The organism is Enterobacter asburiae, assembly GCA_011754535.1.
Lineage (GTDB): Bacteria > Pseudomonadota > Gammaproteobacteria > Enterobacterales > Enterobacteriaceae > Enterobacter > Enterobacter cloacae_N.
The window spans coordinates 2,076,502-2,096,955 of sequence record JAAQVN010000001.1 but is presented as its reverse complement, the minus strand read 5'-3'; the positions used below and the strand labels follow the sequence as shown (position 1 = coordinate 2,096,955).

At 55.4% G+C, this 20,454-nt stretch carries 22 protein-coding genes; 14 read left to right on the top strand and 8 right to left on the bottom strand.

What is annotated here, in order from left to right; translation table 11 throughout:
• Positions 1 to 26 precede the first annotated feature (26 nt).
• Entirely contained in the window at positions 27 to 1,388 is a 1,362-nt protein-coding gene (locus HBM95_09930) for a GGDEF domain-containing protein (GenBank protein NIH43247.1), read from the top strand.
• A gap of 35 nt (positions 1,389 to 1,423) precedes the next feature.
• Here HBM95_09930 and slyA read toward each other — a convergent pair whose 3' ends face one another.
• Positions 1,424 to 1,864 (bottom strand): transcriptional regulator SlyA, encoded by a 441-nt coding sequence (gene slyA, locus HBM95_09925; GenBank protein ID NIH43246.1) that lies wholly within the window; start codon positions 1,862 to 1,864, stop codon positions 1,424 to 1,426.
• Between the two features lie 186 nt (positions 1,865 to 2,050).
• On the opposite strand from slyA, the gene HBM95_09920 reads away from it, so the two are divergent.
• Genes HBM95_09920 through HBM95_09910 form a run of 3 tightly spaced genes read left to right on the top strand, consistent with a single transcriptional unit; the run spans position 2,051 to position 5,183 of the window.
• Positions 2,051 to 2,287 carry a DUF1656 domain-containing protein gene (locus HBM95_09920; GenBank protein ID NIH43245.1) on the top strand — a complete coding sequence of 79 codons (237 nt, stop codon included), beginning with the start codon at positions 2,051 to 2,053 and terminating at the stop codon, positions 2,285 to 2,287.
• Positions 2,288 to 2,289: 2 nt separating this feature from the next.
• Positions 2,290 to 3,150, top strand: coding sequence for an HlyD family secretion protein (locus HBM95_09915; GenBank protein NIH43244.1), 861 nt, complete (start codon positions 2,290 to 2,292; stop codon positions 3,148 to 3,150).
• On the top strand, positions 3,150 to 5,183 hold the full coding sequence (locus tag HBM95_09910) for an FUSC family protein (protein ID NIH43243.1): 2,034 nt from the start codon (positions 3,150 to 3,152) through the stop codon (positions 5,181 to 5,183). Before HBM95_09915 ends, HBM95_09910 begins: the two co-directional genes overlap by 1 nt.
• Here HBM95_09910 and sodC read toward each other — a convergent pair.
• The 3 genes from sodC to HBM95_09895 form a co-directional block, all read right to left on the bottom strand.
• A complete protein-coding gene (gene sodC / locus HBM95_09905) occupies positions 5,162 to 5,680 on the bottom strand; it encodes a superoxide dismutase [Cu-Zn] SodC2 (protein NIH43242.1) in 519 nt (172 codons plus the stop codon). The two genes, HBM95_09910 and sodC, sit on opposite strands and share 22 nt — an antisense overlap.
• Before the next feature lie 81 nt (positions 5,681 to 5,761).
• Positions 5,762 to 6,658, bottom strand: coding sequence for an aldo/keto reductase family oxidoreductase (locus HBM95_09900; GenBank protein NIH43241.1), 897 nt, complete (start codon positions 6,656 to 6,658; stop codon positions 5,762 to 5,764).
• 48 nt (positions 6,659 to 6,706) lie between these two features.
• Positions 6,707 to 6,946, bottom strand: a complete 240-nt coding sequence (locus tag HBM95_09895; protein NIH43240.1) for a DUF1289 domain-containing protein — start codon at positions 6,944 to 6,946, stop codon at positions 6,707 to 6,709.
• A 149-nt stretch (positions 6,947 to 7,095) separates the two neighbouring features.
• Between HBM95_09895 and eptA the strand changes: the two genes are divergently transcribed.
• From eptA to rnt, 5 genes are all read left to right on the top strand, one after another.
• Positions 7,096 to 8,721: a phosphoethanolamine transferase EptA gene (eptA, locus tag HBM95_09890; protein ID NIH43239.1), complete on the top strand. Its 1,626-nt coding sequence runs from the start codon at positions 7,096 to 7,098 to the stop codon at positions 8,719 to 8,721.
• A gap of 41 nt (positions 8,722 to 8,762) precedes the next feature.
• Positions 8,763 to 9,362 (top strand): TetR/AcrR family transcriptional regulator, encoded by a 600-nt coding sequence (locus tag HBM95_09885; GenBank protein NIH43238.1) that lies wholly within the window; start codon positions 8,763 to 8,765, stop codon positions 9,360 to 9,362.
• A 53-nt stretch (positions 9,363 to 9,415) separates the two neighbouring features.
• Complete coding sequence (locus HBM95_09880; protein NIH43237.1) at positions 9,416 to 10,513, top strand: alkene reductase; 1,098 nt, start codon at positions 9,416 to 9,418, stop codon at positions 10,511 to 10,513.
• A 100-nt stretch (positions 10,514 to 10,613) separates the two neighbouring features.
• The gene (gloA, locus tag HBM95_09875) at positions 10,614 to 11,021 is read left to right on the top strand and encodes a lactoylglutathione lyase (protein ID NIH43236.1); all 408 of its coding nucleotides are present in this window, start codon (positions 10,614 to 10,616) and stop codon (positions 11,019 to 11,021) included.
• Between the two features lie 94 nt (positions 11,022 to 11,115).
• Entirely contained in the window at positions 11,116 to 11,766 is a 651-nt protein-coding gene (gene rnt / locus HBM95_09870; protein ID NIH43235.1) for a ribonuclease T, read from the top strand.
• 44 nt (positions 11,767 to 11,810) lie between these two features.
• Here the strand turns inward: rnt and grxD are convergent, their stop codons facing one another.
• A complete protein-coding gene (gene grxD / locus HBM95_09865; GenBank protein NIH43234.1) occupies positions 11,811 to 12,158 on the bottom strand; it encodes a monothiol glutaredoxin 4 in 348 nt (115 codons plus the stop codon).
• Positions 12,159 to 12,496: 338 nt separating this feature from the next.
• Here grxD and HBM95_09860 point away from each other — a divergent pair, with 338 nt between their 5' ends.
• Positions 12,497 to 13,270 (top strand): C40 family peptidase, encoded by a 774-nt coding sequence (locus HBM95_09860; protein ID NIH43233.1) that lies wholly within the window; start codon positions 12,497 to 12,499, stop codon positions 13,268 to 13,270.
• Positions 13,271 to 13,392: 122 nt separating this feature from the next.
• Positions 13,393 to 13,974 (top strand): superoxide dismutase [Fe], encoded by a 582-nt coding sequence (gene sodB / locus HBM95_09855; protein NIH43232.1) that lies wholly within the window; start codon positions 13,393 to 13,395, stop codon positions 13,972 to 13,974.
• 36 nt (positions 13,975 to 14,010) lie between these two features.
• Here sodB and HBM95_09850 read toward each other — a convergent pair whose 3' ends face one another.
• Both HBM95_09850 and ynhF read right to left on the bottom strand, forming a co-directional pair.
• Positions 14,011 to 15,177 carry an MFS transporter gene (locus HBM95_09850; protein NIH43231.1) on the bottom strand — a complete coding sequence of 389 codons (1,167 nt, stop codon included), beginning with the start codon at positions 15,175 to 15,177 and terminating at the stop codon, positions 14,011 to 14,013.
• 163 nt (positions 15,178 to 15,340) lie between these two features.
• Positions 15,341 to 15,430 (bottom strand): YnhF family membrane protein, encoded by a 90-nt coding sequence (ynhF, locus tag HBM95_09845; GenBank protein ID NIH43230.1) that lies wholly within the window; start codon positions 15,428 to 15,430, stop codon positions 15,341 to 15,343.
• Positions 15,431 to 15,727: 297 nt separating this feature from the next.
• Here ynhF and purR point away from each other — a divergent pair, with 297 nt between their 5' ends.
• Positions 15,728 to 16,753, top strand: a complete 1,026-nt coding sequence (gene purR / locus HBM95_09840; GenBank protein ID NIH43229.1) for an HTH-type transcriptional repressor PurR — start codon at positions 15,728 to 15,730, stop codon at positions 16,751 to 16,753.
• A 17-nt stretch (positions 16,754 to 16,770) separates the two neighbouring features.
• On the opposite strand, the gene HBM95_09835 is transcribed toward purR, so the two are convergent.
• Entirely contained in the window at positions 16,771 to 17,682 is a 912-nt protein-coding gene (locus tag HBM95_09835; protein NIH43228.1) for a LysR family transcriptional regulator, read from the bottom strand.
• 114 nt (positions 17,683 to 17,796) lie between these two features.
• Here HBM95_09835 and HBM95_09830 point away from each other — a divergent pair, with 114 nt between their 5' ends.
• Together HBM95_09830 and cfa are read left to right on the top strand one after the other, a co-directional pair.
• Positions 17,797 to 18,987 (top strand): Bcr/CflA family multidrug efflux MFS transporter, encoded by a 1,191-nt coding sequence (locus tag HBM95_09830; GenBank protein ID NIH43227.1) that lies wholly within the window; start codon positions 17,797 to 17,799, stop codon positions 18,985 to 18,987.
• A 298-nt stretch (positions 18,988 to 19,285) separates the two neighbouring features.
• A complete protein-coding gene (gene cfa / locus HBM95_09825) occupies positions 19,286 to 20,434 on the top strand; it encodes a cyclopropane fatty acyl phospholipid synthase (protein NIH43226.1) in 1,149 nt (382 codons plus the stop codon).
• The last annotated feature ends 20 nt before the right edge of the window (positions 20,435 to 20,454 follow it).

Genomic DNA, 20,454 nt, shown 5'->3' with positions numbered 1-20,454 from the left:
TTATTTCTCATTTTGTAAAAATTTATATGCTTGCGAATAGTCTTTGTCTAAAAGGTCGTTATATCTCGTTCTGTTTCGGGTGCCTTGTCGTTATCGGAATACTACAAGCTCTCTTTTCAAAACTGGTTGAATGGGTACCATCCTTCTCGCCTCTTGTGTTCCCTACGCTCACCATTTTTTTACTCGTGTTTCACCTGTTTATTGCCTGTTTTATGGCTATGAAATACTGGTGCGATAAGAGGCGGCTCTATCTGATTGCGATCGCCTTTGCCTTTGCCGGTTCGGCACTGCTGATGGTCGGAACGCTGTCCAGCTTTCCAGCGTGGCTTGACCTCTATCAGTTTAACGTCGTTAACTACAACGATGCGATGATCTACTATATGTTCCGCCATCTCTTAATGGCTGTGCTGATGATCGCTTCGGCATTACTCTATCCCACACGGAATCAGTCCCTTTCCCGTGCGGCCCATATCACCATCGTCAGCGGTATATTTCTGTTTACCGTCTGTGGCGTACTGTTAGCCTGGCTATATTCCAGCCATTCTGCGTTTTTATCCATCGACCTGGTTGATAATGAAACGCGGCAGTTTATGGTTCTGTGGAGCCATTGCATCAATATTTCATTAATTGTTCTCTGGGTTGTAACATTAGCAAGCCTGATGTTTATTACGCGGGTGCGTAATCTGTTCTGGGTGGGCGGTAATTTTCTGTGCGTGTGCTATATCGTTACGCTCGTAATGCTGTTAGTGGGCGGACATGCTGAAGATATATCGTGGTATCGCGCCCGGCTATTTGAAACCGTCGCTACGCTGATGATTATTTTTGTTCTGCTTTACGACGTTTTCATGCTGTACCGTGATTCCCATTTAAAATATCAGCAGTCGTATCAGAATTCGATTCGCGATCCGCTCACGCGCCTTTATAACCGCAGCTATTTTTATGAATCGTTAAACCAGGCGCTGGAAATCGCGAAATCCAGCCGGCCCGTTTCGGTTATCGTCAGCGATCTCGATCGCTTCAAGCGCATCAATGATAACTATGGTCACCTTCAGGGAGACAAAGTCCTGCAGTTTGTCGCCAATCTGCTGATGGATTCCGTGCGCCCGCAGGACATCGCGGCGCGAATCGGTGGCGAAGAATTTGTCCTGATGCTGGCAAACACCTCCTCTGAGGCAGCGTGTCAGGTGGCGGAACGTATACGGTTAAAGCTAAGCAGCTTTGATAAAGCCAGCAGCGGGGGGCAGTTACCGGAGCCGATTACCATCAGCATGGGGGTATTCACGGCAACCTCATCATTGATAACCGCTGAAACGTGCGTGGAAAGTGCCGACAAGGCGATGTATGAAGCGAAAGAGACCGGCCGTAATCGGGTGGTCGTCTTTACGTAATAAAAAGGCCTTGCTGCTGCAAGGCCTGGTGTTTGTCAGTCGCGAGACTGCAGCTCATGGATGTTTTGCTCAAGGCGTGCAATCAGGCTGATGAGCATTTCCAGCTCCGCCGGTGAAACCCCTGAAAGGATTTCACCGCGCGTTTTGGTAATTACGGCTTCCATTTCAGTGATGATAGGAGCCGCTTTCTCGGTCAGCTTAATCCGCTTGGCGCGACGATCGCTGGCGCAGGTTTGTCGGGAGATCAGTCCCTTCTCTTCCAGCTGGTCAAGCGTGCGCACCAGCGACGGTTGCTCAATGCCTATCGCTTTAGCCAGTTGAATTTGCGACTGGTCGGGCGGCAGCTGATGAATGTTGTGCAACGTGACCCAATGCGTCTGTGTCAGTTCCAGAGGTTTCAGGCGATGGTCAATCAGAGCACGCCAGACGCGTACCAACCTTGCCAGATCAGAACCTAATGGCGATTCCAATTTCATCTCCTTATAATTAGCTTGCTAAGTTATTATACTGATTTTAGAATAGTGTGCAGCATTTGTATTGGCAAAACAAATGCAATACTGCATTCATCTAACTCAAAAGTATGACTTACACTGAATCGTGATGCTTCTTCATACTCAGACAAGCCAACGCGGCATTCTGTTCACTGCAAAGGATCTCTGCTCGTGACCTTTTTTCATCGCTCAGAGGGTTTACCCCTCCAGGACCTGATCTTCGGTGCGTCAGTCTACTTTCCCCCTCTGTTTAAAGCCGTGCTGGTGGGCTTTATTCTTTGGCTCATCGCGCATCGCCTGCTTCGCGACTGGATGTACTCCGGCGAAATCTGGCATCCCATGCTGATGGATCTCTCCCTGTTTGCCCTCTCCGTGTGCCTGGGCCTTGCTGTTCTGATCGTGTGGTGAATATGCCTCTGAAAACGCTGAAGTACTTTTCCACCCTGTTTGTCCTGGTCCTCGCCCTGGTCGCTGGCTGGTGGTTGTGGAATTTCTATATGCAGTCCCCCTGGACCCGCGACGGTAAAATTCGCGCTGAGCAGGTCAGCATCACCCCGCAGGTGTCAGGAAGCATTACGTCGCTGCTGATTAAGGATAACCAGTACGTTAAAAAGGGAGAGGTGTTATTCCGCATCGACGACACCCCGTACCATATTGCGATTTTGAACGCCCAGGCACAGCTGGCGAAAGCCCAGTCCGATCTGGCAAAGGCCAACAACGAGGCCAACCGCCGCCGTCATCTGTCGAAAAACTACATCTCTGCGGAAGATTTGGATACCGCCAACATCAACGTTAAGGCGATGCAGGCGAGCGTTAACGCGGCAGAGGCGACGCTGAAGCAAGCGCAGTGGGAACTGACTCAAACCGTGATTACCGCCCCCGTCGACGGATGGGTGACCAACCTCTCCGCCCGCGTGGGGAATTATGCCACCACCGGCCAGCCGATTTTTGCCCTCGTCGACAGCCACTCCTTCTACGTAGTGGGCTATTTCGAAGAGACCAAGCTTCGGCACATCCGTGAAGGCGCACCCGCCGCCATAACGCTTTACAGCGGCTCGCAGAAGTTACGGGGTCACGTATCCAGCATTGGCCGCGCCATTTACGATCAAAGCGTTGAAACCGATTCCGGGCTGGTGCCGGACATCAAACCGAATGTACCGTGGGTGCGCCTGGCTCAACGCGTGCCTGTGCGCGTGGAGTTTGACCATTTACCCGAGGACATCACGCTGGTATCCGGCACCACCTGCACTGTCTCCATCGGAACCCGTTAATGAAGCTGCAGGCGCTCTCCTGGCAAAACACGCCGTGGATGAAAGCGACGCGTCCCCAGTGGCGCTACGCGCTGCGTAACGGCATAGCCATGTGCCTGGCGCTGACCGTCGCCTATTACCTGAACCTGGACGAACCCTACTGGGCGATGACCTCCGCGGCGGTGGTGAGTTTCCCGACCGTTGGCGGAGTGATCAGCAAAAGCCTTGGCCGTATCGCAGGCAGCCTGCTGGGTGCCACCGCAGCGTTAATTATCGCGGGCCACACGCTGAACGATCCGTGGCTGTTCCTGCTGAGCATGGCGGCATGGCTGGGATGCTGTACATGGGCCTGCGCCCATTTCACCAATAATGTCGCCTACGCTTTTCAGCTGGCGGGCTATACGGCCGCCATTATCGCCTTCCCGGTCGTCAACGTGCTCGACACTACCGAGCTGTGGGATATCGCTCAGGCGCGCGTCTGCGAAGTGATTGTCGGGATCCTCTGCGGCGGATTTATGATGATGGTCCTGCCCAGCACCTCCGACGGGACCGCGCTTATCACAGCGCTGAAAACCATGCATACCCGGCTGCTGGAACACGCGAGCCTGCTGTGGCAACCGGATACCAGCGATGACATCCGCCTCGCGCATGAAAAGGTTATCGGGCAGATCCTGACCATGAATCTGTTGCGGATTCAGGCTTTCTGGAGCCATTACCGTTTTCGCCGTCAGAACACCCTGCTTAACTATTTGCTGCACCAGCAGCTGCGCAGGACCAGCGCCATCTCCAGCCTGCGCCGGATGCTGCTCAACTGGCCAACGCCGCCGGAAAACACGCGCGCCGTGATCGAAACGCTACTCGCGGCGCTTGCCCGCCCGGATGCAGATATCTACACCGTTGCGAAGATCATTGCCCCGCTCGCTCCGGTGGATGAATATGATTACCGCCATCGCGCCTTCTGGCAGCGTCTGAATTATTTTTGCCGTCTATACCTGCGCAGCAGCCGCTGGATTAAGGCGGTAGAGAATGCCACCCCGGTCACGGAGTTCACCGTTCCCGGCAGCCCGGCTCTCGCGCGGCACACCGATTATCTGGAAGCGCTGTGGAGCGGTTTTCGCACCTTCTGTGCGCTGATGCTGGTGGGGGCATGGAGCATCACCACGCAGTGGGAGTCCGGTTCGGCGGCCCTGACGCTGGCCGCCATCAGCTGCGTGCTATACTCCGTCGCGGCCTCGCCGTTTAACTCCCTTACGCTGCTGCTGCGAACGCTGGTGTTGCTGTCACTGTTCAGTTTTGTGGTGAAGTTTGGCCTGATGGTACAGATAAGCGATCTCTGGCAGTTTCTGCTGTTCCTGTTTCCGCTGTTAACCACCATGCAGCTACTTAAGCTGCAAATGCCGAAACTGGCGGGCCTCTGGGGACAGCTGATTGTCTTTATGGGCTCGTTTATCTCCGTGACGAATCCGCCGGTTTACGATTACGCCGACTTTCTCAATGACAACCTGGCGAAGATCCTGGGCGTGGGGCTGGCGTGGCTGGCCTTCGCGGTGTTGCGTCCCGGCTCTGACGCGCGCAAAAGCCGCAGGCATATTCGGGAGTTGCGCAGAGGGTTTGTAGACCAGCTCAGCCGCAAACCGCATCTGCGTGAAAGCGAGTATGAATCGCTGGTGTATCACCACGTCAGCCAGTTAAATAACAGCCAGGACGCGCTTTCCCGCCGCTGGCTGCTACGCTGGGGCGTGGTGCTGTTGAACTGTTCACATGTAGTCTGGCAGCTTCGCGCGTGGGAAACGCGTTCCGATCCGCTGTCGCAGGTGCGTGACGTTTGCATTTCCCTGCTGCGCGATGTCATGAGCGAGCGCGGGGTTCAGCAGCGTCCGCTGGAGGCCACGCTTGCTGAACTGCAGCGCATCTGCGATACCCTTGCACGGCATCACCTGCCCGCAGCCCGCGATTTGGCCTCGATTATCTGGCGCCTGCACTGCTCGCTGTCGCAGCTCGAGCAGGCGCCACCGCCGGGCACGATTGGAGATCAGATTACGCCGCAGGCATAGCGTGCCCCACCGCCGCCAAGCGGTTTAGGCTGATCGGACATGTTATCCCCGCCCACATGGATCATCAGCGCTTTGCCTTTGACCTCATCCAGCTTTTTAAGCCGCGGGGCCACGACCGGATCCGTGGCTTTACCGTCATTGTTTACCACCAGCACCGGCAAGTCGCCCAGGTGCCCCATTCCGTCAGGCCCTTCATGTTTACCTGAGTTCTGCGGGTCGAGGTGGCCCCCTGCTGCTTCCGCCGCCGACGGTTTACCCTCTTTCATGGCTGGCTGACAGCTCCCTTTGGCATGAACGTGAAAGCCGTGTTCGCCCGGCGGGAGTGCTTTAAGATCGGGTGCGAATTCCAGCCCTTTATCGGTCTCAGTGATTTTCACCGTCCCGATTGACTGACCCACCCCCTGTGAGGTGACGAGATTCATTTCTACTTCGTCGCTGGCTGCCTGCGCCCCTGCGCAAACAACCAGCGCGACCATTGCCAGAGCAAAACGCTTCATAATGACCTCCGCGGGTTATTTTTTGCCCCTTAAGTGTATACCAGGGGCACAGATTTCACCGGAAAGTCACCATCTGGCGGTTTATGGCACGTCGTAACCCAGCGCGGCCTTGCGGATGCGGAACCACTGCTGGCGGGTCATTTGCAGCTCTTCGGCGGCCAGAGCGGAACGGACGCGTTCAATTTTTCCGGAGCCAATAATCGGCAGCGGTTTTGACGGGAGACGCAGGATCCAGGCATAAACCACCTGTTCGATACTCTCCGCGTTCAGCTCGCGGGCGATGGTTTCCAGCTCATTGCGCAGCGGCTGGAACGCCTCGTCATTAAACAGGCGTCCACCGCCCAGGCAGGACCAGGCCATCGGGCGAATGCGCAGCTGCTGCAGCTGATCGAGCGTACCGTCCAGCAGCAGCGGCTGGTGTACCGGGGAGATTTCAACCTGGTTAGTGGCCAGGGTAAACGGCAGACGAGACTGAAGCAGCGCAAACTGGGCCGGGGTAAAGTTGGAGACGCCGAAGTGTCGCACTTTCCCGCTCTGATGCAGGCTCAGGAAGGCTTCCGCCACCTCATCGGCATCCATCAACGGGTCAGGACGGTGAATCAGCAGCAGGTCGATACGATCGGTTGCCAGATTGACCAGAGACTGCTCGGCGCTCTTGATGATATGGGCGCTGTCGGTGATGTAGTGACCGAGGGCATGTTCAGGTTTTGCCGTGGTGGCAATCCCACATTTTGTGACGATCTCCATGCGATCGCGCAGCGCCGGAACCAGCTTGAGTGCCTCGCCAAAGGCGGCCTCGCACTGATAGCCTCCGTAAATATCCGCATGATCGACCGTGGTGATGCCTAAATCGAGGTGCTCTTCAATAAAGCTTGCCAGCTGGAGGGGGGACATATTCCAGTCCATCAGGCGCCAGTAGCCCATCACAAAACGGGAGAATTCTGGCCCCTGGGGGGCAAGGGTAATTCGCTGAACCATAACATTTTCCTCAAGGACGTGATGTCATGAGTATACGCAATTACCGCATTAAAACAGTGAAGGTTGCTGGGGTTCTTCGGCCTCGCTGGCTTTGTTTGCGCGGATTTTGCGCAGAAGTCGCTGCCGGCAGAGGCGGAGCACCTCCTGCTTTTGCGTGTCGCTGAAGTTTTGCCAGTTAAAACGCTCGTCACGGGTACGCATGCACCCGCGGCAATAACCGCGCTCATCTACCTGACAAATCCCCCGGCACGGGCTCTGGATGGGGAAAAACTCCAGTTGCTCTGCCACACTCACCTCCGGTTAACCACTCTCACCTACAGTGAAGACGCTAACAGCGCCGCGTGCAAGGGCTTTACCACAGTTTTATGGCATTAAGGTTTCACTAATCTTCACTCTCTATACTCGCCACATCAATACAATGACAGGTTTTGCGATCGATGTGGTTAAGTAAAAAGTTACAGTGTAACGACATTAAATTCACTCTGGGCTGTGCACTCTTCTTTACGCTGCTAAACGGGCTGTTTATTCAGCGCAGCTGGGCCATTATTGCCCCTGCTCATCTACACGACATTCTCTTTGCCGCGTCCGTACCGGTGGTGCTGTTTTGTGGCTGGGTAATTGTTTTTAGCCTGCTCAATATTCCGTATATCCGCAAGCCGCTGCTGATCGTCTTAACCGTCGGGTGCGCTGCGGCAACTTATTTTATGTTTACCTACGGCGCGGTCATCGATCAAAACATGATTGTGAACGTGTTCGAAACTAACTCCCAGGAAGCCACCGCCCTGGTGACCCCACAGATGATTCTGTGGATTGTCATAGCCGGTCTTGTTCCATCCCTGGTGCTGGCGCTGACCCGTATTCGTACCGGAAAATGGTGGTACGCCCTGCTGACGCGCGTTGCTGCGATGCTCGGTGCCCTGCTGGTGATTATTCTTATCGCCGCCGTGTTTTATAAAGATTACGCATCGCTGTTCCGCAATAATAAAAGCATCGTCAAAATGGTCACCCCGGCGAACTACGTCAGCGCCGTGTTGAAATACAGCAAAATGCGCTGGTTTGCCGGCGATCAAACGCTGGTACGGATTGGCGAAGATGCGCACAAAGGCGCGCTGATTTCGGGTCAGCACAAGAAAACCGTTCTGGTGCTGGTCATCGGCGAAGCGTCGCGCGCGGCGAACTACTCCCTGAATGGCTACGGCCGTGAAACCAACCCCGAACTGAAAAAGCAGGATGTGATCAACTTCCCCCAGGCTTCGTCGTGCGGCACTGAAACCGCCGTATCCGTTCCCTGCATGTTCTCCGGTATGACGCGCAGCAAATACGATGCCGACCTGGCGCACCATCAGGAAGGGCTGCTCGACGTGCTCAAGCATGCGGGTTTCAACCTCCTGTGGCGCGACAACGACGGTGGCTGTAAAGGCGCGTGCGATCGTATTCCCCATACCGACATGACGCAGTGGAAGCTGGATCAGTTCTGCAAAGACCAATCCTGTATAGATGACGTGAACTTCTACCGCCTGGACAACGTGCTGGACGGTCTGAAGCAGGACACGGTGCTGGTTATCCATCTGATGGGTAGCCACGGCCCGGCGTACTATCGCCGTTACCCGGATAATTTCCGTAAATTCACCCCCACCTGCGATACCAATGAGATTCAGGATTGCGATCATCAGGCGCTGATGAACACCTATGACAATACCATTCTGTATACCGACAGCATGGTCAGCAAAACCATTGACGCACTGAAAGCCCGTCAGGCGAACATGAACACCGCGCTGATTTACCTCTCGGATCACGGGGAATCGCTCGGTGAGAGCGGTATTTATCTGCACGGCACGCCGTACATGCTGGCGCCGGAGCAGCAGACGCACATTCCGTTTATGTTCTGGCTGTCCCCGGACTATGCGAAAAACTTTGGCATCAACGAGCAGTGTTTACGCGACCACGCAGCAAAAAATGCGGTTTCGCAGGACAATTTATTCTCGACGGTGCTGGGCATGATGGACGTTAAATCAAGCGTTTATCAGCAACAGCTGGACATTCTGAACGCGTGTCGCCAGTAACAGAGCTTGCATTAGACCGAACGGTCTATTAGAGTGAATCCATGAGCAGAAATACTGAACACGATACCCGAGAACATCTCCTGGCGACCGGCGAGCGGCTGTGCATGCACCGCGGCTTTACCGGTATGGGGCTGAGTGAGCTATTAAAAACCGCTGAGGTACCGAAAGGGTCGTTCTATCACTACTTCCGGTCCAAAGAGGCCTTTGGCGTGGCGATGCTGGAGCGGCACTATGCTGCCTACCACCAGCGCCTCGCGACCCACTTCGCCACGGGGAAAGGTAACTATCGGGATCGTGTTCTGAACTACTATCAGGAAACGCTGAACCAGTTCTGTCAGCAGGGCATTATCAGCGGATGCCTGACGGTTAAACTCTCTGCCGAAGTGTGCGATCTCTCAGAAGATATGCGCACGGCAATGGATAAAGGCGCCAGCGGCGTTATCGCCCTTCTGGCACAGGCGCTGGCGAAGGGGCGCGAAGAAAATACGCTCGCCTTCCCCGGCGATCCCTTAACGCAGGCTCAGGTGCTCTACTCTCTCTGGTTAGGGGCCAACCTGCAGGCTAAAATTTCTCGCAGTGCCGTGCCGCTCGAAAGCGCGCTGGCGCATGTGAAAAGTACGATTACTGCGCCTGGCGCTTAGCAGGCGTTTTTATTTCCATTATTACTAGTCGACTGGTCTACTCAGGAGTCTTTATGTCAGCTGAAAAATTATTTACCCCTTTAAAAGTGGGTGCCGTCACCGCGCCAAACCGCGTGTTTATGGCTCCGCTTACCCGTCTGCGCAGCATTGAGCCGGGTGACATCCCAACCCCACTGATGGGTGAATACTATCGTCAGCGCGCCAGCTCTGGCCTGATTATCACCGAAGCTACGCAGATTTCTGCTCAGGCCAAGGGATATGCGGGTGCACCGGGGCTGCACAGCCCGGAGCAGATCGCCGCATGGCAGAAAATCACCGCGGGTGTTCACGCTGAAGAGGGTCGCATTGCGGTCCAGTTGTGGCATACCGGTCGTATCTCCCACAGCAGCATACAGCCTGGCGGTCAGGCACCGGTTTCAGCGTCTGCCCTGAATGCGAATACCCGTACCTCGCTGCGCGATGAAAACGGCAACGCGATCCGCGTCGATACCTCTACGCCACGCGCGCTGGAGCTGGACGAGATCCCGGGTATCGTGAACGATTTCCGCCAGGCCGTAGCCAACGCCCGTGAAGCCGGTTTTGACCTGATTGAGCTGCACTCCGCGCACGGTTACCTGCTGCACCAGTTCCTGTCACCGTCGTCTAACCATCGCACCGACCAGTACGGCGGCAGTGTCGAAAACCGCGCTCGCCTGGTGCTGGAAGTGGTTGACGCCGTATGCCAGGAGTGGAGCCCGGACCGTATCGGGATCCGCGTCTCCCCAATCGGTTCTTTCCAGAACGTCGACAACGGTCCGAACGAAGAAGCCGATGCCCTGTACCTGATCGAAGAACTGGCTAAACGTGGCATCGCTTATCTGCACATGTCCGAGCCGGACTGGGCTGGCGGCAAGCCTTACACAGAAGCCTTCCGTCAGAAAGTGCGCGAGCGCTTCCACGGGGTGATCATCGGTGCGGGTGCTTATACCCCAGAGAAAGCCGAAGACCTGATTAATAAAGGGCTGATCGACGCCGTGGCATTTGGCCGCGACTATATTGCCAACCCGGATCTGGTAGCCCGTCTGCAGCAGAAAGCGGCCCTGAACCCGCAGCGTCCTGAGAGCTTCTACGGCGGCGGCGCGGAAGGCTACACCGACTATCCTTCTCTGTAATCTTGCCATTGTTCATTGATAGCGGCGACACTTCGCCGCTATACTAAAACATCGTTTCTGTTAAAAAAAATAGTCTATTCCATTGGTTAATGAGGAAATTATGCGCCTACTTCACACCATGCTGCGCGTTGGCGACCTGCAACGTTCGATCGATTTCTACACTAACGTCCTGGGCATGAAGCTGCTGCGCACCAGCGAAAACCCGGAATACAAATACTCGCTGGCGTTCGTGGGTTACGGCCCGGAAACGGATGAATCGGTCATTGAGCTGACCTACAACTGGGGCGTGGACAGCTATGAGCTGGGTACCGCCTATGGCCATATCGCGCTGGAAGTGGACAACGCGGCCGAAGCGTGCGAACGCATTCGCAAAAATGGCGGTAACGTCACGCGCGAAGCGGGCCCGGTAAAAGGTGGCACCACCGTGATTGCGTTTGTCGAAGATCCGGACGGTTACAAGATCGAGCTGATTGAAGCCAAAGACGCGGGCCGCGGTCTGGGCAACTGATCCCTCAGGGCGCAACATGCGCCCGTAGTTTTACTGCATCCCCCCGCAAAATTTGCCATAATGCGCTCTGCTTTTTCCCTGGTAAGAGACCCTGATGTCCGATAACGCTCAATTTAGCGGTCTGTGCGACCGTTTTCGTGGTTTTTATCCCGTTGTCATTGATGTAGAAACAGCCGGATTTAACGCTAAAACCGATGCGCTGCTTGAAATTGCCGCCATCACGCTGAAGATGGATGAACAGGGCTGGCTTACACCGGACACCACGCTGCATTTCCACGTTGAACCTTTCGAAGGGGCAAACTTACAGCCGGAGGCGCTGGCGTTTAACGGTATCGATCCGCATAACCCGCTGCGCGGTGCAGTCAGCGAATATGATGCGCTGCACGCCATTTTTAAAATGGTGCGTAAAGGCATGAAAGAGAGCAACTGCAGCCGCGCCATCATGGTGGCCCATAACGCCACCTTCGATCACAGCTTTACCATGGCTGCAGCCGAGCGCGCGTCGCTCAAGCGCAACCCTTTCCACCCGTTTGTGACCTTCGACACCGCCGCGCTGAGCGGCCTGGCGCTGGGACAAACGGTGTTATCAAAGGCCTGCATTACGGCGGGTATACCGTTTGACGGCACCCAGGCACACTCCGCCTTATACGACACGGAGCGCACCGCAGAGCTGTTCTGTGAGATCGTCAACCGCTGGAAGCGTCTGGGCGGTTGGCCGCTGCCGATGGGCGACAGTGAAGAATAAAAAAAAGCGACCTTATCAGGTCGCTTTTTTATTAACGCAGAAAATTACTCAGCGTCTGGCTCTTCGGTTTTGTACTTCGCCGCCGTCTCTTTGATCAGCTGCTGCAGTTCGCCGCGCTGGTACATCTCAATCAGGATATCGCAGCCGCCAACCAGTTCGCCGTCAACCCACAGCTGCGGGAAAGTCGGCCAGTTAGCGTATTTTGGCAGCTCTGCGCGGATGTCCGGGTTCTGCAGGATATCAACGTAAGCAAAACGCTCACCACAGGCTGACAGCGCCTGAACCGCTTGCGCGGAAAAGCCGCAGCTTGGCAGCTTCGGAGAACCTTTCATATACAGCAGAATCGGGTTTTCAGCGATCTGGCGCTGGATTTTTTCAATAGTGGTGCTCATGTCTTGCTTCCTTTAACTTCTGTTACGGCAATAGTCTGACATTGTAGCGGGTCAGGCTGGCATCGGAAAATAACATTTTCGTCACGTTTATATATTTTACCGCGACTCTACAAAAGTTGCATTGCAAATGGTGTTTACCCCTGCGACCGTCAGGGTTTTGCTTAGGGAGTGAACAATTGTGCGGTAGAACGATGATTTTTTTTGCACTTGCTAACGAAACAGGTTTTTAGATTGAAAAATGCTATTAACTTCTCGGGTTTTTATGGATTAGAATCGACGGGCTTTGTAAATCACACGCGGGTATTATTGATGACCTGCATATATCAGGGGACTGCCCAGTGGCGCGGATAACTAAAATCTCGATCACGCTCTGTGCTTTACTGTTTACTTCACTCACTTTCACGCCAGCGGCAAACGCCTCTCAGCAGGCGCGGCAATCTGCTGTACAAAAAAGCCATCTGGTAAAAGCCACAGAACGTAAGAAAAAAACCACCACTAAGAACGTCAAGAAAAAAACCACCGCTCAGACTAAACAGACCGCTTCCAGCAAGACGAAAACAAAATCTTCCCGCACTACCCGCACCACCAAAAATAAAGCTTCGCTGACCGCCGCTAACCTCGTTACAGAAAAATGCATTACCCGTAAAGGGCATAAAGCAAAATGCACGAAGGTGACGAAACTGGCGGATGTGCATAAAGTGCGTGTGCAAAAAGCGCAAAAAACCGCGATGAATAAGCTGATGGGACAGATTGGCAAACCTTATCGCTGGGGCGGCAGCTCGCCGCGCACCGGTTTCGACTGCAGCGGCCTCGTCTATTACGCCTATAAAGATCTGGTTAAATTCCGCATTCCGCGTACCGCCAACGAGATGTATCACCTGCGCGATGCGTCACCGGTTAACCGTGGGGAGCTGGAAAACGGCGATTTGGTCTTCTTCCGTACCCAGGGTCGCGGCACGGCTGACCACGTCGGCGTCTACGTTGGCAACGGGAAATTCATCCAGTCACCGCGCAGCGGCCAGGATATTCAGATCACCTCGCTCAGTGAAGACTACTGGATGCGCCACTACGTCGGCGCGCGTCGCGTGATGACGCCAAAAACCATTCGCTAATCCCTGCCCTGCCACATCCGTGGCAGGGTAAGTTCCTCTTTTGCATACCCTTTCAATTTGCTATCCTGTCCCTGTTGTCTGTGTGGTTATTGGCAACGCAAAATACAATAAGGAGAGAAGCAATGTCGTTCGAATTACCTGCACTACCGTATGCAAAAGACGCCCTGGCACCGCACATTTCAGCGGAAACCCTGGAATATCATTACGGCAAACATCACCAGACGTACGTCACCAACCTGAACAACCTGATCAAGGGCACCGATTTCGAAGGCAAAACGCTGGAAGAGATCGTTCGCAGCTCAGAGGGTGGCGTTTTTAACAACGCGGCTCAGGTGTGGAACCACACCTTCTACTGGCACTGCCTGGCACCCAATGCCGGTGGCGAACCTGCCGGTGAGCTGGCGGCCGCCATTAACGCCGCTTTTGGCAGCTTCGCCGAGTTTAAGACGAAGTTTACCGATGCAGCCATCAAGAACTTCGGTTCTGGCTGGACGTGGCTGGTAAAAGAGGCGGATGGCAAACTGGCTATCGTGTCCACGTCCAACGCGGGCACCCCGCTGACCACCAGCGCTACGCCGCTGATGACCGTGGACGTGTGGGAACACGCTTACTACATTGATTACCGCAACGCGCGCCCGAACTACCTGGAACACTTCTGGGCGCTGGTTAACTGGGAATTTGTCGCGAAGAATTTCGCCGCGTAAAAGACACGCAGAAGGGTTCGCCCTTCTGCGTTTTTCTTATTCCGCCGTGCAAACGGCTTCAGGCTGTTTACGGCCGGACATCATTACCAGCAGCAGGCCGAGCGCGGCAATAATGGCCCCCATCACCGGCACAAAACTGTACCCCAGACCACCTGAAATCACGGCGCCTCCGGCGGCTGCGCCCAGCGCATTGCCGAGATTGAACGCCCCGATATTCACGGAAGACGAGAGGCCCGGCGCCTCATGGGCAACACGCATCACGCGCATCTGCAGCGGCGGCACCACGGCAAAGGTTGCGGCCCCCCAGACGACCATCGCAATCGCCGCTCCGAACTCATTACGCGCCAGCCACGGGATAGCAACCATAATGACAATCAGCAGGGTTAAGAAGCCTTTCAGCGTCCCGCTCACGGAACGGTCAGCAAATTTCCCGCCGAGATAGTTGCCGATCGAGAAGCCGACGCCAATCAGCACCAGCATCGCGGTAACGAAAAGAGGCGTTGCGTGGGTGATATCGTGCAGCACCGGTGAAATATAGGTGTAGAGGGTAAACATCGCCCCTGCCCCCAGCACCGTGGTGAGCAGCGCGGAGAGCACCTGCGGGCGCATCAGCACCGCCAGCTCTTTACGTACTTCCGGACGTTCTCCTGCGCTGCCTTTCGGCAGAGAGAAGAACAACGCCACCATTGCGACCACGCCCAGCCCGGCCGTCGCCAGGAAGGACATACGCCAGCCGATCGCTTCCCCCAGCCAGGTTGCCGCCGGCACCCCGCCAATGTTGGCAATCGTCAGCCCCATAAACATGGTCGCTACAGCGCTTGCCTGCTTGTGTTTTGGCACTACGCTTGCGGCCACGACCGAGCCCAGCCCAAAGAACGCGCCGTGGTTCAGGCTGGTCAGAATGCGTGACAGCATCAGGGTGGTGTAGTCCGGCGAAATGGCCGAAAGCACGTTGCCCAGAGTGAAAATCGCCATCAGGAAAATCAGCGCATTGCGGCGCGCCCGGTGAGAAAGCAGAAGCGTCATCAGCGGCGCCCCCACCATCACACCGATGGCGTAAGCGCTGATTAACATGCCTGCCGCAGGGATCGAGACGTCTACGCCCCGGGCAATAACAGGCAGTAACCCCATCGGGGAGAATTCAGTGGTGCCAATCCCAAAAGCGCCAATCGCCAGGGCCAGCAGGGGAAAATTGATTTTCATGCGTCAACTCCGGATGCCGTGTCATGTGGTGACACAGAACAAAGAAGCAGAAAGCATGACATCAATCACAAAAAATGAGAAGTTAACAAAATGGCAAAAGATTTTTGCCAGAGAAGTAACAATCGCGGCGATGGGGAGGGAGAAGGATCTCCCTCCGCGTAAATCAGTGCAGTGCAGCCGTCAGACCGGCCGCGACAATCAGAGCCAGCACAACAACGGTGGTGAACAGCGAAAACTTCAGATCGGAACTCATCAATTTTTCTCCTTTTAATCCCCCCACGAAAAGTGAGCTTGCTCATTTTTGCACAGATTCCGTCAAAAATCTTCCTGGATTTATACTGATAACCACTTTACCTCTTCCCCTTTTCATCAAGATAGGCCAAAATTCCACGCTAAATTTATTAGCGTACCGGCCATTGACCCCCTCCTGACGTCCCGTGTCGTTTTCCTGGCGTGCCGCAATCCAAAATTGCGTGATAAGGGTGAGAGAAGGCAAACGTTTACCTTCAAGTTTTTCAGGAGCTTAGGATATGGTCTGGAGTGACATTTAATGGCAACAATTAAAGACGTAGCAAAACGCGCAAACGTTTCCACTACAACCGTATCACATGTAATTAACAAAACCCGCTTCGTGGCGGAAGAGACGCGCAACGCGGTCTGGGCAGCGATCAAAGAGCTGCACTATTCGCCAAGCGCGGTTGCGCGCAGCCTCAAGGTCAATCACACCAAGTCCATTGGATTACTGGCGACCAGCAGTGAAGCGGCCTATTTTGCCGAGATCATTGAAGCGGTGGAGAAAAACTGCTTCCAGAAAGGCTATACCCTGATTCTCGGCAACGCATGGAACAGCATTGAAAAACAGCGCGCCTACCTGTCGATGATGGCGCAAAAGCGCGTGGATGGCCTGCTGGTAATGTGTTCCGAGTACCCGGAATCCGTGCTGTCGATGCTGGAAGAGTATCGCCATATTCCGATGGTGGTGATGGACTGGGGCGAAGCGCGCGCGGATTTCACCGATTCGGTTATCGATAACGCCTTTGAGGGCGGCTATATGGCCGGCCGTTATCTGATTGAGCGCGGCCATCGCGAGATTGGCGTGATCCCGGGTCCGCTGGAGCGCAACACCGGCGCGGGCCGTCTGGCCGGCTTTATGAAAGCGATGGAAGAAGCGCTGATTACCGTGCCGGAAAACTGGATCGTGCAGGGCGACTTTGAGCCGGAATCAGGCTACCGCGCGATGCAGCAGATCGTCTCCCAGCCGCACCGCCCGACCGCCGTCTTCTGCGGGGGTGACATCATGGCGATGGGCGCCCTCTGTGCGGCCGATGAGCTGGGTCTGCGCGTCCCGCAGGACATCTCCGTGATCGGGTATGACAACGTGCGCAACGCGCGCTTCTTCACGCCAGCGTTGACCACCATTCACCAGCCGAAAGATTCGCTGGGTGAAACCGCCTTCAATATGCTGCTGGACAGGATCGTCAACAAACGTGAAGAGTCGCAGTCCATCGAAGTTCACCCTCGCCTTATCGAACGCCGTTCCGTTGCGGATGGCCCGTTCCGCGACTACCGTCGTTAATCTCATTGCGGAGCCAGTCAGGCTGGCTCCCTCAGCCACTCCCGGTTAAGCGTTTCGCTGTCCCCCAGATAATCCAGAAGCCAGGCCATCGCCGGCGAAACATCATTTTGTTGCCAGGTGAGGCAGCAGGCCGCATTCGGGAACGGATTCTCCAGGGCCAGCTCAACCCACTCACCGGTGTCGATTCGCGGTCTCGCAAAATGAACGGGTACCATCGCGACGCAGAGCCCGGCGCTGAGGCACGTCGCCGACGATTCCCAGTCAGGGGCCACCACCCGCCGCTGGTTGTCCAAAAGCCAGGTGATACGCTTGGGCAGCGAGCGGGAGGTATCCTCCAGCACCAGCGACGGCCAGCCGCGCAGCGTATCATCGCTCAGCGGCCCTTCCATCTTCGCCAGCGGATGATCGCTTGCCACCACGCATTTCCAGCTCAGCATCCCCATATCGCGAAAGGCGTAACGCCCCCCGACCGGGATCGCCTGCGTGGCCCCAATGGCCATCTCTGCCCTGCCGTCCGCCAGCGCATCCCAGACGCCGTTGAACACCTCCTGCGAAACCCGCAGTTCGACGTCAGAAAAATGACGGTAGAAATCGACAATCATCTGCCGGGTGCGCTCGGGCTTAACGATGTTATCCACCGCAATGGAAAGGTGTCCCCGCCAGCCGTTCGCGATCTGCTGGCACTGCTCGCGGGTGATCTGCATTTTTTTGATAACAGAACGCCCTTCCTTCAAAAACCACGCCCCTGCAGGCGTTAATTCCACATCACGATGCCGCCGTTCAAACAGCGGTACCGCCAGCCACTCCTCAAGCTGACGTACGGTATAGCTGATAGCCGAAGGGACGCGGTGCAGCTCCTGCGCCGCCCCGCTAAAGCTGCCGTTACGCGCGACAGCATCGACCACTTCAAGAGAATAATCTGACCACATTTTCTGCCTGCAAAAAATTTGAATGCACCCGCCAAATATTAGCGTTTCACAAGCGGCTTTGCACTCCCTACACTCAGCGCCAACGTATACCTGCCTCCTCAGGAGAATAAAACAGTGCAACCCAGGAAAGGTTTTTTAGTCTGGCTCGGCGGCTTAAGCGTGCTGGGCTTTTTGGCCACCGATATGTACCTGCCGGCTTTCGCCGCCATGCAGGAAGATTTGCAAACCCCTGCTGCCGCCATCAGCGCCAGCCTGAGCCTGTTCCTTGCCGGTTTTGCCTTCGCGCAGCTGCTCTGGGGACCGCTTTCGGATCGCTTTGGCCGTAAACCGGTACTGCTGCTGGGTCTGGCCATTTTTGCCGTGGGCTGCCTGGGAATGCTATGGGTGCGCGATGCCACCTGGCTGCTGGTACTGCGGTTTGTTCAGGCGGTCGGCGTCTGTGCCGCTGCCGTGACCTGGCAGGCGCTGGTCACCGACTACTATCCGGCAAACCGCACCAACCGTATTTTCGCCACCATTATGCCGCTGGTAGGGCTTTCTCCTGCCCTCGCCCCTCTGTTGGGCAGCTGGATCCTCGCGCACTTTGACTGGCAGGCCATCTTTGCCACGCTGTTTGCCATCACGCTGGTGCTGATGCTGCCGGCATTCGCCCTCAAGCCCGCGCATAAAAAAGAGGTGCACGCAGACGCGAAGCCGATCACCTTCACTTCCTTGCTCAGCACAAAAGCGTATCGCGGCAACGTTCTGATCTATGCCGCCTGCTCGGCAAGCTTCTTCGCGTGGCTCACCGGTTCGCCGTTCATTCTGCACGATATGGGCTACAGCCCGGCAGCCATCGGCCTGAGCTATGTTCCACAGACTATCGCGTTCCTGGTGGGCGGGTATGGCTGCCGCGCGGCGCTGCAAAAGTGGGAAGGTCAGCAGATGCTGCCATGGCTGCTGGTACTGTATGCGCTGAGCGTCATCGGGACCTGGGCCGTTGGCTTTATTCCGGGTGCCGGTCTGGCCGAAATTTTGATTCCATTCTGCGTGATGGCCGTCGCGAACGGGGCGATCTACCCTATTGTTGTGGCGCAGGCGCTGCGTCCGTTCCCGCAGGCGACAGGCCGCGCGGCCGCGCTGCAGAACACCCTGCAGCTGGGGCTGTGCTTCCTGGCAAGTCTGGTAGTCTCAGCGCTGATTGCCACGCCGCTACTGACGACAACCAGCGTAATGCTGGCTACCGTTGCGCTGGCCGTCATAGGCTATCGCATGCAGGCTGCCGCACAGGATGAGAGTACGCAGGTTGAAACCTCGCACGCCTGATCGCACCAGGAACTATGTTAATTTTCAGTGATTAGGTTGCTAAGAATTTTCTATTGAATCACCAAATTTTGAGGCCTATACTAAATTTGGTTCGATTAAATACGATAAATATTAAGTGTTAACGGGAGCCGGAGTGCTCCCGTTTTACCATGGAAGGCATTTCGGCAAGGGTTATCTCCCTTCCTCTGTTCTACGTCGGATACTAGCCTCGCGGTATTTACCGTGAGATTTCTCACAAACCAAAAAAAGCGTCTACGCTGTTTTAAGGTTCTGATCACAGTAGGGTGATGGAGAAGCTATGAGTTCATCGTGTATAGAAGAAGTCAGCGTTCCGGACGATAACTGGTCCCGGATCGTCAGTGAACTGTTAGGTCGGGCAGGCATCACTATCAATGGATCATCGCCATCCGATCCTCAGGTTAAACATCCCGATTTTTATAAACGCGTGTTGCGGGAGGGATCGTTAGGTCTGGGAGAAAGCTATATGGACGGCTGGTGGGAGTGCGAACGGCTGGATACCTTTTTCGCCAGCGTGCTGCGTGCCGGCCTTGAAAAACAGCTCCCTCGCAATCTGAAAGACACCCTGCGTGTCGCCTCTGCCCGCCTGTTTAATCTGCAAAGTAAAAAACGTGCGTGGATCGTCGGCAAAGAGCATTACGATCTCGGCAACGATCTGTTCAGCCGCATGCTGGACCCCTTCATGCAATACTCCTGCGCCTACTGGAAAGAGGCGTCGACGCTTGAAGAGGCTCAACAGGCCAAACTGCGCCTGATTAGCGAGAAATTGCAGCTACAGCCCGGCATGCGCGTGCTGGATATCGGCTGCGGCTGGGGCGGGCTGGCGTATTTTATGGCGAAGCACTACGGCGTCAGCGTGGTCGGCGTGACGATCTCAGCAGAACAGCAAAAAATGGCGCGAGAGCGCTGTCAGGATCTTGATGTGGATATCCGGCTGCAGGACTACCGTGACCTGAACGAGCAGTTCGACCGGATCGTTTCCGTCGGCATGTTCGAGCACGTGGGGCCAAAAAACTACGACACCTATTTTGAGGTGGTGGACCGTAATCTGAAACCGGACGGCATCTTCCTGCTGCATACCATCGGCTCGAAGCGGACCGACAATAACGTCGACCCGTGGATCAACAAACACATCTTTCCGAATGGCTGTTTACCGTCCGTTCGCCAGATTGCCAACGCCAGCGAATCCCATTTCGTGATGGAAGACTGGCATAACTTCGGCGCGGATTACGACACCACGTTAATGGCCTGGCATGCGCGTTTTCAGGAAGCCTGGCCTGAAATTGCGGACAACTATTCTGAACGATTCAAGCGGATGTTTAGCTATTATCTGAATGCCTGCGCGGGGGCGTTTCGCGCGCGCGATATTCAGCTCTGGCAGGTTGTTTTCAGCCGAGGGATTGAACACGGCTTGCGGGTCGCACGCTAGAAAAATACCCCCGGCTTGCC

Coding starts and splice junctions, on each gene's coding strand:
- HBM95_09930 (NIH43247.1), top strand. CDS start 27: ATGCTTGCGAATAGTCTTTGTCTAAAAGGTCGTTATATCTCGTTCTGT.
- slyA (NIH43246.1), bottom strand. CDS start 1,864: ATGAAATTGGAATCGCCATTAGGTTCTGATCTGGCAAGGTTGGTACGC.
- HBM95_09915 (NIH43244.1), top strand. CDS start 2,290: ATGCCTCTGAAAACGCTGAAGTACTTTTCCACCCTGTTTGTCCTGGTC.
- HBM95_09910 (NIH43243.1), top strand. CDS start 3,150: ATGAAGCTGCAGGCGCTCTCCTGGCAAAACACGCCGTGGATGAAAGCG.
- sodC (NIH43242.1), bottom strand. CDS start 5,680: ATGAAGCGTTTTGCTCTGGCAATGGTCGCGCTGGTTGTTTGCGCAGGG.
- HBM95_09900 (NIH43241.1), bottom strand. CDS start 6,658: ATGGTTCAGCGAATTACCCTTGCCCCCCAGGGGCCAGAATTCTCCCGT.
- eptA (NIH43239.1), top strand. CDS start 7,096: ATGTGGTTAAGTAAAAAGTTACAGTGTAACGACATTAAATTCACTCTG.
- HBM95_09885 (NIH43238.1), top strand. CDS start 8,763: ATGAGCAGAAATACTGAACACGATACCCGAGAACATCTCCTGGCGACC.
- HBM95_09880 (NIH43237.1), top strand. CDS start 9,416: ATGTCAGCTGAAAAATTATTTACCCCTTTAAAAGTGGGTGCCGTCACC.
- gloA (NIH43236.1), top strand. CDS start 10,614: ATGCGCCTACTTCACACCATGCTGCGCGTTGGCGACCTGCAACGTTCG.
- rnt (NIH43235.1), top strand. CDS start 11,116: ATGTCCGATAACGCTCAATTTAGCGGTCTGTGCGACCGTTTTCGTGGT.
- grxD (NIH43234.1), bottom strand. CDS start 12,158: ATGAGCACCACTATTGAAAAAATCCAGCGCCAGATCGCTGAAAACCCG.
- sodB (NIH43232.1), top strand. CDS start 13,393: ATGTCGTTCGAATTACCTGCACTACCGTATGCAAAAGACGCCCTGGCA.
- HBM95_09850 (NIH43231.1), bottom strand. CDS start 15,177: ATGAAAATCAATTTTCCCCTGCTGGCCCTGGCGATTGGCGCTTTTGGG.
- ynhF (NIH43230.1), bottom strand. CDS start 15,430: ATGAGTTCCGATCTGAAGTTTTCGCTGTTCACCACCGTTGTTGTGCTG.
- purR (NIH43229.1), top strand. CDS start 15,728: ATGGCAACAATTAAAGACGTAGCAAAACGCGCAAACGTTTCCACTACA.
- HBM95_09835 (NIH43228.1), bottom strand. CDS start 17,682: ATGTGGTCAGATTATTCTCTTGAAGTGGTCGATGCTGTCGCGCGTAAC.
- cfa (NIH43226.1), top strand. CDS start 19,286: ATGAGTTCATCGTGTATAGAAGAAGTCAGCGTTCCGGACGATAACTGG.